Source organism: Ferruginibacter paludis, from assembly GCF_030409685.1.
In the GTDB taxonomy this organism is placed as follows: domain Bacteria; phylum Bacteroidota; class Bacteroidia; order Chitinophagales; family Chitinophagaceae; genus Ferruginibacter; species Ferruginibacter paludis.
Genome location: NZ_JAUFQJ010000024.1, coordinates 642332 through 658108, shown reverse-complemented (window position 1 = coordinate 658108; position 15777 = coordinate 642332). Strand labels below are relative to the sequence as shown.

The following is a 15777-nucleotide window of genomic DNA, read 5'->3' as shown; positions in this document are numbered from 1 at the left end:
CTTCTTTTTTGGAGATTGGGGCAAATTAAAGATACTATGTCATTATTAAAGTACGAATCACAAATCAGGGAACCACTTGTTGATGGTAACAAAAATTACCACCAGGTTACAGAAGACATTATACGTCCGATCGAAATGAAGCCAACCCGTTTATGGTATATTGGTTTTTATATCAGTGTAGCCTTATTATTGTTCGGGGTGTATAGTATTTATCGTGAGGTAACTTATGGTATCGGTCAGTGGAACCTGAACAAAACAATCGGATGGGGTTGGGATATTACCAACTTCGTTTGGTGGGTAGGTATTGGTCATGCCGGAACATTGATCTCTGCGATCCTGCTGTTGTTTCGCCAGGGCTGGAGAACGGGTGTAAACCGTGCCGCTGAAGCAATGACAATTTTTGCTGTAATGTGTGCCGGTCAGTTTCCGATATGGCATATGGGGCGTGTTTGGCTGGCTTTCTTTATCATGCCTTACCCAAATACAAGAGGCCCTTTATGGGTTAACTTTAACTCGCCGCTGTTGTGGGACGTGTTTGCAATCTCTACTTACTTTACGGTATCATTGCTATTCTGGTATTCTGGTTTATTACCTGATCTGGCAACTGTAAGAGACAGGGCTAAAACTAAACTGCGTAAATTATTATATGGTGTAGCATCTTTTGGCTGGACAGGAAGTACCAAACACTGGCAGCGTCACGAGTCGTTATCACTTGTATTAGCTGGTTTGGCAACACCTCTTGTATTGTCAGTGCATACCATTGTATCTTTTGACTTTGCCACTTCAGTAATACCGGGCTGGCACACTACAATCTTTCCTCCCTATTTCGTTGCCGGAGCTATCTTCAGCGGATTTGCCATGGTGCAAACGCTGATGATCATCTTGAGAAAAGTATTTGCTTTGGAAGATTACATTACACTGGGCCATATAGAAGCAATGAATAAAGTAATTGTATTGACCGGTTCTATTGTGGGTATCGCTTATATCACAGAATTATTCATCGCGTGGTACGGACAAAATCCTTATGAGTGGTATGCGTTTAAAGAAAACAGGGCTAACCTGTTCAGTCCTTATGGCTGGAGTTATTATTTGATGATGTTCTGTAACGTGGTATCTCCCCAGATGTTCTGGTTTAAAAAATTAAGAAGGAATATTGGTTTTACTTTCTTCATGAGTATCATTGTAAATATTGGTATGTGGTACGAGCGTTTTGTAATCATAGTTACTTCTACTTACAGGGATTACCTTCCATCTTCCTGGAGTACTTACTATAGCCCTTCTATTTATGAGATCGGCTTTTATGTGGGAACTTTCGGATTGTTCTTTACCTGCTTTTTCCTGTTTGCAAAATACTTCCCGGTAATTGCCGTAGCTGAAATTAAGAGTGTATTGAAAACAACCGGCGAAAGTTATAAAATGAAGATGACTGATATAGAAAAAGCAGACGCAGAAAAGTTTTACATAGAAGAGGTTGAACACGCACACTAGAATTAATAATTGATAATTAATAATTAATAATTAACATGGCTGGAGGAATTAAAAAATTTGTAGTTGGGTGTTTTGATGATGAAGCAGTGTTGTTTCCTGCGGTGAAAAATGTTCGCCGTAAGGGTTACAAAATTCATGATGTCTACACTCCGTTTCCTGTACATGGTCTGGATCATGCGATGGGTTTAAGAGAAACCAGTTTACATACCGCCGGCTTTATATATGGTATTACCGGAACAGCTACTGCATTAACCTGCATCAGCTGGATCTTTACAAAAGACTGGCCGTTGAACATTGGCGGCAAACCCCATTTCGCCCTGCCGGCATGGATACCAATTACTTTCGAGTTGACAGTATTGTTTGCGGCGGTAGGTATGGTGCTTACATTTTGCTATCTGTGCCAGCTGTCTCCTTTTGTGAAAAAACATCATTTTCATTTAAGGGCTACTGACGATCTTTTTGTAATGGTAATTGAGTGCACTGATAAAACAAATGATGAAGAAGTGCAGGCTTTTTTAACGGCGGCCGGTGCATCTGAAGTAAATGTACAGGTTGCTGAAACCGGGTGGTGGTTAGGCCGCTACGACAGGGAACAAAAATTATACAGGGAGTTGGAAAAGGGATACTAAAAGACTCGCTTACTTAGTTTTAAAAGATTTACACAGATATTACAACACAGGCAATGAAAAAAAATAATGTTCTTATCGTTTTAGCGCTGGCAATAACCGCAGGAGGTGTTATAACAGGTTGTGATAGCAAACGTCAGCCTGGCAAAATTTATATGCCCGACATGGCATATAGCCGGGCTCTGGAAACATACGCTTTGCTAAACGACACAGTATTTACAGATAATCCCGCCAATCCGGGGCATGAAATATTTTATAACCGTAAGCCGGTAGATGGTACTATTCCGGTAGGTGAATTATTTCCCTATACACTGCCAAATGACAGCAATGGGTACAAGTTAAGTGCTGAAGTAAAAAATCCTTTACCACCCCTGAATAAAAAGGATATGGATGAGGCAGGAAGGTTGTTCAACATCAACTGTGCTGTTTGCCATGGTGCTGGTGGAACCGCCAATGGACCATTATCCACGAAAATCGGGGCAATTGCAAATCTAACAACACCGCCTTATGTTGCTATGGCTGACGGAACTATGTTCCACTCTATCAATTATGGCAAAAATAATATGGGGAGTTACGCTTCTCAATTAAGCAGAAAGCAGCGCTGGATGATTGTACAATATATCAGAACACTACAGCCTAAACCAGAAAGTACAAGCGGGGCAACACCGGCAAAGACTGACAGTACTGCAGCAGTAAAAAAAGCATAGAAATAAAAGAATTCACTCAAAATAAAGATTAGATGAATCAGTCATTCGAATTACCAGGCAGTTATAAAAAGTGGACGATGGGCCTCATAATCGTTGGTGCGGTTGCGTTGCTGTATGGTTTTATTATGTATCATCCTTTTGGGCATTCAGCAAGAGGTGTAAATGTAAGCGGCACACGCTTTTGGGCTGTGTTGTTGCAAAATAGCGTGTATTGGTTACTGGTAGTAAATGCAGCAATGTTTTTTATAGGAGTAACAACATTGGCAATGGGGGGATGGCAGGTAGCCTTGCGCCGGGTGCCCGAGGCAATATCAAGCGTGGTTCCAGTATTAGGTGTGATTGCATTTTTTATATTAATGGCGATTGTCTGGGGCGGCCACGATGATATTTATCCTTGGGTGAATGAAGCGACTGTAAAGAGTGACAAAATAATAAACGGTAAAAGTGGTTTTTTAAATCCAAAGTTCTTTACCGTCTGGAGCGCTATCACAATCGGTCTTTGGTCATTCCTTGGATATAAAATGCGCTCATTGAGTTTACAGAGTGATCAGGATGGACCAATGGATTATGAAACTGGTAATGCGTGGGTGAAGAAAAATATTTTATGGGCTTCTTTGTTCATCGTTTTCTTCGGCTTAACAGTTGGTTCAACAATTCCCTGGCTTTGGTTAATGAGCATTGATGTTCACTGGTACAGTACTATGTTTAGCTGGTACACTTTTGCAAGTACTTTTGTAGCAGGTCTGTCACTAATTGCTTTATTCATTGTGTTTCTGAAAAATAATGGTCAGCTGCAATATGTTACCGACGAGCACATACATGATATTGGTAAGTTTATGTTTGCCTTTTCAGTTTTTTGGGCTTACCTGTGGTTTTCACAGTACATGCTGATATGGTACGCCAACATTCCCGAGGAAACAGGCTACTTTAAGATTCGTGTTCAGGGGCCATACAGAGGCATATTCTTTTTAAACCTGATACTCAATTTTGGGTGTCCGCTGTTGATCTTAATGAAGAAAAGTTCGAAGCGTAATTATACATTATTAACCTTTATGGCGATATTGATTATTTTTGGCCATTGGATAGATTTCTGGCAAATGGTGATGCCTGGTACAATGTATGAGAATGCCCAAATAATGCCTTTTGAATTTGGAATTGCACTGTTGTTCATCGGTATCATTATGTGGAGGGTAGGCGTTTATTTCAGCACCAATTCACTGACTGCCAAAAATCATCCTTTCCTGAAAGAAAGTATGATTCACCACGTTTAAATCTCTGAGGAATACTTAGCAAATAAGATAATACATAAGAATACTAATTACAGAAAATAACTTTGAGCATGACACAATTTTTGTTAATAGCGATCGTAGTAATGATATTCGTAGTCATTTTTCAGATTGCGAAAGCCAGTGAATACGTGAGCGTATTAAAGGGTGAAGAGAAGGCACGCAAGCAGACGAATAAGATCAATGCTTTTATGTTGATTTCTTTTTTGATTGTAGGCCTGATAGGTGTTTGGTGGTGCAATGATCTGTTCTTTGGAAGAACGTTATTTCCGCAGGGAGCAGCATCAGAAATGGGCCAGAAAATTGATTTGATGCTTTACATCACCATCGGAGTTACGGGTGTGGTATTTGTAATTACCCAGATTTTATTGTTTTGGTTTGCATTTAAATACCAGGAAAAAGACGATCGTAAAGCCTATTACTTTCCACATAATACCAAACTGGAACTGTTGTGGACAACTGTACCAGCTATATTCCTTACCGTGCTGGTTGTTTTTGGTTTAAAATACTGGTTTAAAATTACCAGTGATGCGCCCAAAGATGCTGTCGTGGTTGAAGTAACCGGCCACCAGTTTGGATGGGAATTCCGGTATCCGGGCGCTGACGGAATTTTAGGGAAGAAAGATTATAAATTGACAAAGGGCGCAAATGGCCTTGGCGTTAACTTCGATGATGAAGCCAGCCATGATGATATTCATGTATCGACCACCATGCACATTCCAGTTAACAGGCCAGTAAAATTTGTAATCAATGCACAGGACGTTATACATGATGTAGGCTTAACTGCTTTCAGAATAAAAATGGATGCTGTACCCGGAATACCAACAACACTTTGGTTCACTCCGTTGTATACTACAGAGGAAATGAAGGTGAGAACCGGTAACCCCAATTACGTATATGAAATCAGTTGCGACCAGATGTGCGGTAAAGGTCACTTTTCAATGAGAGGCGTTATTATCGTTGAAAGCGAAGCAGATTACAAAAAATGGCTGGCTACCCAGGAGCCGGAATACTTTACCATTTTCCCTGATAAAAAACCTAAGACAGATACACCAGCCGTAGCAGACAGCAGTGCGAAACCGGCACCGTTTGCAGCAATGGTTGATAAAAAATAATATTGGTTATCAAAAAATAGTTTAAGAAATGAGTACCACTGCAGTATTACACGGAGAAGATATTCACGCAGCACATGATGCAGCGCATGAACATCACCATCACGAAACATTTATCAGTAAATATGTTTTTAGCCAGGATCACAAGATGATCGCCAAACAATTTCTTATTACGGGAATGATTTGGGCTATCATTGGAGGTTTATTTTCTGTGTTATTCCGTTTGCAATTGGGATACCCGGAATCTACTTTTCCGTGGCTGGAAGATTTACTGGGCCATTGGGCTAAAGGCGGCAAATTGCAGCCCGAGTTTTACTATGCGCTGGTAACAATGCATGGTACCATTTTGGTGTTTTTTGTTTTAACCGCAGGATTGAGCGGAACTTTTGCCAACTTTTTAATTCCATTACAGATTGGTGCAAGAGACATGGCTTCGCCGATGCTTAATATGCTTAGCTATTGGTTTTTCTTTACCGCTTCTATTATCATGTTTGCTTCTTTATTTGTGCAAACAGGTCCTGCATCGGGTGGATGGACAATTTATCCTCCCCTGAGTGCATTGGGTGATGCTTCAAGTGGTTCCAAAATTGGTATGGATCTTTGGCTTGCCAGCATGGCTATGTTTATTGTTAGTTCGTTGTTGGGGGGGCTTAATTATATCTCTACTATTCTAAACCTGCGTACCAAAGGTATGAGTATGACAAGAATGCCACTGACAATATGGGCGATTTTATTTACCGCCATCCTTGGTGTGTTATCTTTCCCTGTATTATTATCCGGTGCTATTTTACTGTTGTTCGACAGAAATTTGGGTACCAGCTTTTTCTTAAGTGATATAGTTGTTAACGGAAAAATATTGCCTAACGAAGGTGGTAGTGCTATTTTGTTCCAGCATTTATTCTGGTTTCTTGGCCATCCTGAAGTGTACATTATCATCTTACCTGCGATGGGTATTTCTTCAGAAGTAATGTCAGTAAATTCCAGGAAACCTATCTTTGGTTACATGGCGATGGTAGGCTCTATGTTTGCTATTGCAATCCTTGCTTTTCTTGTTTGGGCGCATCATATGTTTGTAACGGGATTGAACCCGTTCCTGGGAGCATTCTTTGTATTACTTACATTATTAATTGCCGTGCCATCAGCGATTAAGGTATTTAACTGGCTTACTACTTTGTGGCGGGGAAATATCAGGTTTACAGTTGGTATGTTATTCTCTATTGGCTTCGTAAGTATGTTTATCTCTGGCGGTCTAACAGGTATTTTCCTGGGTAACTCATCGTTGGATATCCATTTACATGATACCTATTTTATCATTGCGCACTTTCATATTGTAATGGGTGTGGCTGGTTTCTTCGGTATGTTTGCCGGGGTATACCACTGGTTCCCTAAAATGTACGGCAGGTTCCTGAATTCAACATTGGGATATATCCATTTTTGGGTTACTTTGATTGGTGCCTATTTAATATTCTGGCCAATGCACTACGAGGGTTTGGCCGGTATGCCACGTCGGTATTATGATTTCAGCGGATGGGAATCATTCAAAATGTTCGCGGAATTAAACCAGTTTATCAGCTTTGTGTCGATACTTGTGTTTGCTGCACAATTGCTGTTTGTGTTTAACTTTTTTTACAGCATATTTAAGGGAAGAAGAGTTACCAGCGAAAATCCATGGGGATCAAATACGTTGGAATGGACCACTCCAGTCAATGCAGGACATGGCAACTGGCCTGGCGAAATTCCTGAAGTTTACCGCGGTGCATATGACTATGGTAAAGATGGAAGAGACTTTATTCCGCAGACTGAACCTGTTGGTGAAAATGAAAGTCACCACTAATTAAGTAACAATAGCGGGATAACACGGTTATTTATAGATATCGTGTTTACGTATCGCTGCCTATTTTTGAAATATTTATAAAAGTTCATTTAAAATAGTATCCTTCTGGTCGAACTTGTTGGAAAAAAGAGGGTAAGGCATATGTCGAAGGAAAATACAACTATAGCCAATTCAACATCGTTTGCGCTGGCAGCCAAAGTGAAAGATTATTTTCAGCTAATCAAATTCACTTTGAGTTTCATGGTGGTATTTAGTACAGTTGTAAGTTTTTTGATTGCACCCAATGAATTGTATTATGTGCGGTCAAAAGTAATATCAGTTCTTTTACTTTTTATTGGTGGTATGCTAATCACAGGGTCAGCCAACGCAATTAACCAGGTGCTTGAAAAAAGTACCGATGCAATAATGAAACGCACTGCCAGCAGACCAGTCGCCAGTGGCAGAATGCACGCCAATGAGGCAACAGTTTTTGCGGTGATAACAGGCATCATCGGGATTTTTATTTTGTGGTACTTTTTTAATTACCAGTGCGCCCTTGTGGGGTTATTTAGTTTATTGCTGTATGGATTTATTTATACGCCGTTAAAAAAAATTAACTCGATAGCTGTTCTGGTTGGAGCAATACCTGGAGCACTGCCCTGTTTAATAGGCTGGGTGGCAGCTACAGGAGATTTTAGCATTGGGGGATGGATATTATTTGGCATCCAGTTTTTATGGCAGTTTCCGCATTTTTGGGCAATTGCCTGGCTTGCGCACCAGGATTATACAACAGCAGGATTTAAATTGTTACCCGGCGATAAAGGACCAACAAAATTTACAGCATTGCAAACCATCATTTACAGCGCAATGATGATTCCCTTTGGTTTGTTGCCTTATTTTGCAGGCATTACAAATACAGGCACACGCGGAATTGTTTGTACGGCTATATTGTTTGTTTGCAATTTATGGATGGTATATGTAAGCATATTATTGTTTAAGAAAATGGATTTAAAGAGCGCAAGAAAAGTGATGTTCAGTTCTTATTTTTATCTGATGATTGTGTTGCTGGCATTGCTGGTAGGAAGAGCGTAATTTGATTCGGAACTTACGTCCTCAGCTTTAAAAGAATACAGTTTTCTTCAGTATAAAGTATTTTTGTTTGAATTGGGTTTAGTAAAAAACAGCAGATGAGTACAGTGGTAATGGAGCAAAAAAAACGAATACATCCACATAAGTTTACACTTTGGGTTGGCCTTGCAAGCATTATTATGATGTTTGCTGGTTTTACAAGTGCTTATATTATAAAGCGCAACCAGGCAAACTGGGTTACATTTGACTTGCCCGGAGTATTCTGGTATTCAACTGCAGTCATTATTATCAGCAGTGTTACCTTGTGGCTGGCTCAGAAGGCTTTTAAAAACCGTGAAATGATCCAATACCGGAAACTGCTGGTTGGTACTTTGGTATTGGGAGTTCTTTTTATAGTATTGCAGATTATCGGTTTCAGGCAACTATATGTTAACGGCATGACGTTGAAGACGAATGTGTCATTTTCATTTTTATATGTTATCGTCGGTCTGCATGCGGTTCATGTGCTGGGTGGAATCATTGCTTTGATGATTATGTTTGCAAAAGCGTTTAATAAAAAGGTTAGAAACTATGATATGGTACCGGTGGAAGTAATGAGTACTTACTGGCACTTTGTTGATTTTTTATGGATTTATTTATTGGTATTTTTGATACTGATCAAATAACACAATGCGGAATTAAGGTTAGAATAGCAGTTTTTCAAATAACATAAAGTTTTATTAATGTCTACAGTAGCAGTACAACAAGGAACAAAATGGTGGAGTGGCGGAAAAAGCCCCTTCAATGCCAGCTATGGTAAAGTGATGATGTGGTATTTTTTAATGAGTGACGCTTTTACCTTTGGCGCATTTTTGATCAGCTATGGAACCATTCGTTTTAGCCAGAATCACTGGGTTGATCCTAACCATGTGTTCAATTCTTTTCCTTTTGCAGGACATGCTAATTTGCCACTGGCTTTTGTAAGTTTAATGACCTTTATTTTGATTGCCAGTTCTGTTACTATGGTATTGGCGGTGCACGAGGGACATAAAATGAACAGGCTGGGTGTTGAAAAATATATGCTTTGGACCATCCTGGGAGGTATCTGCTTTCTTAGTTGCCAGGCATGGGAATGGACGCATTTACTTACAGGACAACATGAAGTATTGGTTAACGGGCATCTTGAATTGTGGAATACAACTGTTTCTCATAATCCATTCGGACCGGAAGTAATGTTTAACGGGAAAGAAGTTGCGACACCAGGTCCCATTGCCTTTGGTAGTTATTTCTTTGAAATTACCGGCTTCCATGGTTTCCACGTTTTTAGTGGTGTTGTCATCAATATTGTGATGTACATTAAAACCAGAATGAAGCATTTTGAATTAAGAGGTCATTATGAAATGATCGAAAAGGCCGGATTGTACTGGCACTTTGTAGACCTGGTTTGGGTATTCGTATTTCTTTGTTTTTATCTTATCTAATTTATTTATCCGTAACAACAACAATTGAATTTCAATAAATAAAAAATTATGTCAGCATCAGTCACGTCTTCAGAAATATCCTTTCACCCGGAGCATGCGGATAATACCAAAGCCATCTGGAGAACTTTTTGGATACTATCATTTTTAACAATTGTAGAATTAACCATAGGGCTGGTAATTTACAACATACATAAGGGAGAGCATCCCAATGCTACACTGGTATTGGCTTTTAAAGGAATGGTGTGTATTTTAACGCTGGCAAAGGCATACTATATTGTTTCCGTGTTTATGCATTTGGGTGACGAGGTGAGGAATATGATTATGACCATCATTGTACCTTTGTGTTTGTTTGTATGGTTTATTGCTGCTTTTTTATGGGATGGTACCAGCTGGAAAAACCTTAAAAACCGGTATAACAGGGTAGACGTTAACCAGACAGAACAGGTAGCTCCGGCAGCAAAAGAAAAAGGGGCGAAAGACTAGTTTGCAAACTGAATAAAATTATAATAAACCATCGTTCCATTTATATGAGCGATGGTTTTTTTTGTTATAAAAAGAGGAGAAAAAAGATATGAATAAGCGGGCGGTACTCGGATTAATGCTGGCAATTATACTGCCTCTGGCAGGATATTATATTGTAAAATCTTATGGCGAATCGGCAACGCAAATGCCGCGTCGTTATTTTTTTGACAGCGTTGTTACCAGCACCAATAATGGTAAACAAACCATCGATACTATCTGGCACCAGGCAAGTAATATCAGCCTTACCAACCAGTTGGGAAAACAAGTAACGTTTGATGATCTGAAAGGGAAAATTTTAGTAATTGATTTTTTCTTCACCCGCTGCCCCTCCATTTGTCCCAGGATGGCAAAAGCCATGAAACGCCTGCAGAATTCTTTTATTAACAGCAACGATAGCATCGTACAGTTTATTTCGCTTAGTATAGATCCCGAACATGACTCGGTAACACAGTTAAGAAATTTTGCCAACCGTTATACATCCAATCACGACAGCTGGTGGTTTGTTACCGGCAACAAAAAACAGATTTACGACTTTGCACTAAATGAAATAAAGGCAAGTGTTGCCGATGTAAATGTCGACACGGCTTTTATTCATACAGAAAATTTTTTCCTGCTGGATAAAAACAGGGTGGTAAGGGGATGGTACAATGGGCTTGATACACTAGCACAGGCGAGACTTGTAAGGGATATTCCTCTGCTGATGCTGGAAAAGAATAAGAAAAAAACGTTTAAAGAATTTTTGAAAGAGTTGTTTGGGCGGAGTTAAAAATGACTTTACACCTGCGTTAACGGCGAATAAAATTATCTAAGTACACAGAAAAAGAAATGAAATGACTCCAGAACTATTTCCTCCCTCGATGGAAAAAAATGATACAAGAGCAAAGACATTTATATGGATTGTTTCTGTTGTAGTATTTGCTGCCGTTGCTTTTTTAGCCAAATTTAGATTATCGGTTGACCTTGGGTTTAACGTACATTTTTTTGCGCAATTAAATGCCATCATCAATTCTGCAGTAGCCATTTTATTGATTGCCGGCCTGGTAGCAGTAAAGCAGCGAAACTACCAGCTGCATAAAAAAATTATGCTGACTGCCATCATTTTATCAGTATTGTTTTTGGTTTCTTACATCTGTCATCACTTACTGGCAGGCGATACCAAATTTGGCGATCTCAATCATGATGGTATTTTAAGCGAAGAAGAAAAATCAGCTGCCGGTAGCTTGCGTATTTTTTATTACATCATACTGATAACACATATACCTTTGGCTGCAATTATTTTGCCTTTTATTTTATTTACAGCTTACAGGTCGTTAATTGGTGAATACGAACAACATAAAAAATTGGCGAGAATTACCTGGCCAGTTTGGCTGTATGTAGCAATAACCGGTGTGCTGGTCTATGTAATGATCAGTCCGTATTATAGTTAGGGAAGAAATCGTTCATCTTTATCAGTAAAGAATAAGAATAAGCCTTAACAATTTCTTCTTTTAGCCTGGGGTCTGTACTACTTTTTTATTGTTAAGTTTGGGTTGTAAAGCAAAATATTGTCTATGCAGGAAGATATCATTGTTCAGATTATGGCTAAACTGAAGGATATCCGTAAAGAAAAAAACATCACTTTACAGGAGCTTGCCGAGTCAGCGGGCGTAACAAAAGGGATGCTTAGCCAGGTGGAAAATAACCGCACTATCCCTTCTCTCACTGTTTTTTTGAGCATCATTAAATCGATGCACATTGACATCAATGATTTTTTTACCGATTTTAATACGCCTCAAAGCAGCAAAGTAATTTTTAAAAAAGCAGCGCAATACCATCCCTTCGAAAAAGAAAACACGGTGGGTTTTCATTACCAGCGCATCATGTCTTCTACGATTGAGCAATACCATGTAGACTTTGTGTTGCTAACCCTGATGCCCGATGCTCAGAGGGCATCAGTACAAACAGATGCCTTTGAATTTAAGTATATATTAAAAGGAAAAGTTGAATACACCATCGGCGAAGAAGTTTTTTTAATGGAGGCAGGGGACTCCATTTTTTTTGACGCAACAGAGCCACACAATCCAAGGAATGTAGGAAACACAGAAGCCCAACTACTTGTATTATATATATTCAACACACCCAAATAGCAAGCGCCTGCTAATATAAACTCCCCCGTAAGTTTACCTTCATTAAACATTTTAGAAAAAATATTGCCATAAGTTTACTTTAACTTAACTTAGAGACAACAATTTGTTAAAACTGCACGCATATTTTTGTCACCTAAACTAAAAACTGTTTATGAAGCAAACCAAAATTAAACTATTCAGGCGTATACTGGCTTTTGCCATATTGTGCCTGCCGTTATTTCTACACGCACAAAACGTAGAGGTAAAAGGCAAAATTTCAGACGCCGCTACGGGTAAACCAATCGAAGGAGCAACCATCCTTGTAAAAAATGCAAAAACCGGAACCAGTTCAAATTTAACAGGTGAATTTTCAGTTTCCGCTCCTAAAGGCACAAAGTTAACTGTTAGTATTGTTGGCTATGAAAGCCAGACTGTTACTGCATCAGCTAATTTTTTAAACATCCTTTTACAGGCAGACAACAAGCAATTAAACGAAGTTGTTGTAACGGCACTTGGAATTAAGAAAGAAGCAAAGAGAATTGGTTATTCAGTGCAGGAAGTGAAAGGCACTGAGTTATTAAAAGCCCGTGAGTCTAATCCAATAAACGGCCTTGTAGGTAAAGTTGCTGGCTTAAACGTTGGTATCAATGCAGAATTACTTGCAAGCCCCACTGTATTATTGAGAGGTTCTCCATTGAACTTTTATATAGTAGATGGTATTCCAATTAACTCAGATACATGGAACATTAGCCCTGATGATATTGAAACTTATACTGTGTTGAAAGGCCCAACAGCTGCGGCTTTGTATGGTAGCCGTGGTATTAACGGCGCTATTATGATTACAACAAAACGTGGTAAAAGAAACACTAAAGGTTTTACAGTTGAGGTAAATAGTAGTACACAGATCAATAGCGGATTTATCGCTATTCCTAAAGTACAAAATCAATACGGGGGAGGAGATAATCAGAAGTATGCTTTTGGAGATTACAATAGCAATGGAACAGGTTCGGGTGTAAATGATAAAGATTATGATGTTTGGGGACCTCGTTTAGATGCAGGCTTATTATTACCACAATATGACGGAGCTTACGATCCTAATAAGGATTATATAACAGTATTTCCTGATGATCGCCCAGGTCACCCTTCCAAGTATACAGGACACATTCAACCAACTCCATGGGTTGCACGCGGTGTTAATAATCTGGAAAATTTCTTACAGGCAGGAATATTGACAAAAAATAATATTAATTTTTCTTCAGTTACGGATCGTTCTAATATTCGGATGTCCGTATCAAACGGTTACCAGCGTGGTATTACACCGAATACAGGTTTAAGTACCATCAATTTAAATCTGGTGGGTAGTTACGATGTAACCGATAAATTTAAGGTTGAGGGAAATATCAATTACAACCGCCAGGATTCAAAAAATATTCCTGATGCGGTGTATGGTCCAAACAGTATTATCTACAATATGGATATCTGGACGGGTGCGGACTGGAACGTGAAAGATCCCAATATTATCAACTATTGGCAGCCGGGTAAGGAGGGTATTCAATCTAATTTTGTTGAATATAAACGTTACCACAATCCTTATTTCCAGAGTTACGAATGGTTAAGGTCTCATCATAAAAATGATCTGTATGGATGGGTAGCCTTTACCTATAAGTTCAATAAGGATCTTGATGTAATGTTAAGATCTAATGTAACCACCTATAACGTTTTAAGAGCTGAAAAGGAGCCGTTTTCTGCCCACCCTTATGGAGATGAGCATAACCATGGAAACTACCGGGAAGATCGCAGGGATCTTTGGGAAAACAATACGGAGTTGTTACTAAGATTTAATAAAGATAATGTGGCAAATTCTGGATTTTCTTTAAGTGCTTTTGGTGGAGGTTCTGTACGTAATATGAAATATGCGTCCAGCTATGTAAGTACAGATCAGCTCATCGTGCCAAATGTGTATACTTTCTTAAATTCAGTTAAACCAATTCGTGCTTACTCTTTTGGTTCTGACCTTTTGGCGATGAGTGCTTATTACTCAGTAGATCTTACCTACAAAAAATATTTCACTGTTACCACTACAGGCCGTCTTGACAAAACATCTGCATTGCCCGTTGGTAAAAACGCTTACTTTTATCCATCAGTAACATTAAGTTCAGTAATCTCAGATTATGTTACCCTACCAAAGGCAATTACTTTCCTTAAAGTAAGAGGTGGCTTTACCAACGTGAAAGATGGCGGAACACGCGCTTTTGCAGGTGCGGCATTCCAGGATTTGGGAACAGGTAGTCCTGTTGGTTACGGAAACGGTTATTATACTCCATATGATGGCCCTTCTTACAAGTTACAGCAACCTCCATTTGCAACATCACCTGTTTACAACAATCAAACCGGTGCTTATGCCCCTAATTATACCATTGATCCGGGTATTACACCTTCTTCAAGAAGTAACATTGAAGCCGGTATGGACATCCGTTTTTTACAAAATCGTCTTGGATTAAGTGCTTCTTATTTTCAATATAAGGATGGTCCGCAAATCAGTAATCAGTCTATATCAGAAGCAAGTGGCTTAGGTTACTTTGTTACAACCGGTTTAACTACGAAAAGAACGGGTGCTGAACTTTCTTTAACAGGAAGTCCAATACAGAAAAAAGATTTCCGTTGGGATGTGATGATCAACTGGGCTACCTACAAAGAAGTATTTTATAAGTTTGCAGGTGGTGCAACAGAAGCAGGTAATGGCACAGGCTATCCTTATCATATTGGAGACAGGGTAGATCAATTATTTGGTTCAATGGAAGCAATGACACCAGACGGAAAAGTAATTCATGATGAAAGTGGTTTCCCGATTTATCTTCCTAAGGCACAATATCTTGGCCATGCAGATCCGGATTGGAGCTGGGGTATTCACAATAAATTTTCTTACAAATCTTTCAGTGTTGCGTTTCAATTTGATGGAATGGTTGGTGGAAAAGTCCAGGACCGGGTATTACGTAAGTTAACAGAAGGCGGTCGTGGTGCCAATACCAACAGCGGGAAAATTGGAGAAGCACGGTTGTATGAATCTAACCATTGGGGCGAAGCAAATTACGCGGGTGCAGTTGATGCCAGTGGGTTACCTATTTTAAGTAGTGATGGAGTACAGGTTGTTGGTGGCAGTGGCCTTATTAATTACGATCCAACAACAGGCGTAATTACCAATAGCAAAACACTTTCCTATGCGCAAAACAAAACTGCCACTTTCTGGATTCAGGATTACGTAAGCAGTTTCTTTAATGATCCGCAGCATACAATGGTTAATAAAACTTACGCAAAATTGCGGGAAGTGGTAATCAGTTATTCATTACCAAGTAAGCTTTTTGGAAAGACAGGTATTAGTAAAGTAGATATTTCTTTGGTGGGCAGAAACCTGTTGTACTTTTTTCCTTCTGCATTTAAAGATATGGACGTTGACCAATATCCCGGCCGTAATCAGTTTAACAGCATAAGCAGAGAGTACGACCTGCAAACACCTACAACAAGAAGTTACGGATTTAATATCAATGTTGTTTTCTAAAACATAATACATC

General features: G+C 39.3%; 14 protein-coding genes. All 14 read left to right on the top strand.

What is annotated here, in order from left to right; all coding sequences use genetic code 11:
- Positions 1–36: 36 nt before the first annotated feature.
- Positions 37–1488 (top strand): NrfD/PsrC family molybdoenzyme membrane anchor subunit, encoded by a 1452-nt coding sequence (gene nrfD, locus QWZ08_RS27180; protein ID WP_290340927.1) that lies wholly within the window; start codon positions 37–39, stop codon positions 1486–1488.
- A 35-nt stretch (positions 1489–1523) separates the two neighbouring features.
- Complete coding sequence (locus QWZ08_RS27175; protein WP_290340925.1) at positions 1524–2117, top strand: DUF3341 domain-containing protein; 594 nt, start codon at positions 1524–1526, stop codon at positions 2115–2117.
- A 53-nt stretch (positions 2118–2170) separates the two neighbouring features.
- Positions 2171–2821 (top strand): c-type cytochrome, encoded by a 651-nt coding sequence (locus QWZ08_RS27170; protein WP_290340923.1) that lies wholly within the window; start codon positions 2171–2173, stop codon positions 2819–2821.
- 32 nt (positions 2822–2853) lie between these two features.
- A complete protein-coding gene (locus QWZ08_RS27165) occupies positions 2854–4092 on the top strand; it encodes a quinol:cytochrome C oxidoreductase (RefSeq protein WP_290340921.1) in 1239 nt (412 codons plus the stop codon).
- 68 nt (positions 4093–4160) lie between these two features.
- Positions 4161–5222, top strand: coding sequence for a cytochrome c oxidase subunit II (locus tag QWZ08_RS27160; RefSeq protein ID WP_290340919.1), 1062 nt, complete (start codon positions 4161–4163; stop codon positions 5220–5222).
- A gap of 28 nt (positions 5223–5250) precedes the next feature.
- Positions 5251–7053 (top strand): cytochrome c oxidase subunit I, encoded by a 1803-nt coding sequence (locus QWZ08_RS27155; RefSeq protein WP_290340917.1) that lies wholly within the window; start codon positions 5251–5253, stop codon positions 7051–7053.
- A 141-nt stretch (positions 7054–7194) separates the two neighbouring features.
- On the top strand, positions 7195–8124 hold the full coding sequence (cyoE, locus tag QWZ08_RS27150) for a heme o synthase (RefSeq protein WP_290340914.1): 930 nt from the start codon (positions 7195–7197) through the stop codon (positions 8122–8124).
- A gap of 95 nt (positions 8125–8219) precedes the next feature.
- A complete protein-coding gene (locus tag QWZ08_RS27145) occupies positions 8220–8786 on the top strand; it encodes a cytochrome c oxidase subunit 3 (RefSeq protein ID WP_290340912.1) in 567 nt (188 codons plus the stop codon).
- Between the two features lie 57 nt (positions 8787–8843).
- Positions 8844–9581 carry a cytochrome c oxidase subunit 3 gene (locus tag QWZ08_RS27140; protein ID WP_290340910.1) on the top strand — a complete coding sequence of 246 codons (738 nt, stop codon included), beginning with the start codon at positions 8844–8846 and terminating at the stop codon, positions 9579–9581.
- Positions 9582–9629: 48 nt separating this feature from the next.
- Complete coding sequence (locus QWZ08_RS27135; RefSeq protein WP_290340908.1) at positions 9630–10064, top strand: cytochrome C oxidase subunit IV family protein; 435 nt, start codon at positions 9630–9632, stop codon at positions 10062–10064.
- An 88-nt stretch (positions 10065–10152) separates the two neighbouring features.
- Positions 10153–10869, top strand: coding sequence for an SCO family protein (locus tag QWZ08_RS27130; RefSeq protein ID WP_290340906.1), 717 nt, complete (start codon positions 10153–10155; stop codon positions 10867–10869).
- Positions 10870–10933: 64 nt separating this feature from the next.
- Positions 10934–11530, top strand: coding sequence for a DUF420 domain-containing protein (locus QWZ08_RS27125; protein ID WP_290340904.1), 597 nt, complete (start codon positions 10934–10936; stop codon positions 11528–11530).
- 123 nt (positions 11531–11653) lie between these two features.
- Positions 11654–12229 (top strand): helix-turn-helix domain-containing protein, encoded by a 576-nt coding sequence (locus tag QWZ08_RS27120; protein ID WP_290340901.1) that lies wholly within the window; start codon positions 11654–11656, stop codon positions 12227–12229.
- A 151-nt stretch (positions 12230–12380) separates the two neighbouring features.
- Positions 12381–15764, top strand: a complete 3384-nt coding sequence (locus QWZ08_RS27115) for a SusC/RagA family TonB-linked outer membrane protein (RefSeq protein WP_290340899.1) — start codon at positions 12381–12383, stop codon at positions 15762–15764.
- Positions 15765–15777: the final 13 nt, after the last annotated feature.